Consider the following 401-nt stretch of genomic DNA (forward strand, 5'->3'; position numbering starts at 1 on the left):
ACCTCGAGCTGCTGGAGCGACGGGGTGGCTACGACGGCTACGGCAGCGCCAACACCGCCCTCCGGCTGGCGCTGCAGGCCCGGCACTGACGACGAGACCGGCCCGCCACGAGCACCTGCGTGAGGTGCTCGCGACGAGCCGGTCCGTGATCGAGAGGGTGCTGGCTACTTGAAGGCGTCCTTGACCTCGCCGGCCTGCTTGATGTCGGCCTTGCTCTGGTCGCCCTTGCCCTCGGCCTGCAGGCTCTCGTTGTCGGTCGCGTCGCCGAGCTTCTCCTTGGCCTTGCCGAGCAGACCCTCGCCCTGGTTGGCCATCTTGTCGTCGGTGCCCATGCGGTTCCTCCTACGTTGACGTACTGCTCTTGTACCCAGCCAGGCGCGTCCGATGCACGGCTCACCTAC

At 67.8% G+C, this 401-nt stretch carries 1 protein-coding gene; it reads right to left on the reverse strand.

Annotated elements, in window-relative coordinates:
- Positions 1–164 precede the first annotated feature (164 nt).
- Positions 165–332, reverse strand: a complete 168-nt coding sequence (locus I6F37_RS43110; protein ID WP_225154848.1) for a CsbD family protein — start codon at positions 330–332, stop codon at positions 165–167.
- Positions 333–401: the final 69 nt, after the last annotated feature.

This window comes from Bradyrhizobium sp. NBAIM08 (assembly GCF_020193935.1).
GTDB classification, from domain to species: domain Bacteria; phylum Pseudomonadota; class Alphaproteobacteria; order Rhizobiales; family Xanthobacteraceae; genus Bradyrhizobium; species Bradyrhizobium yuanmingense.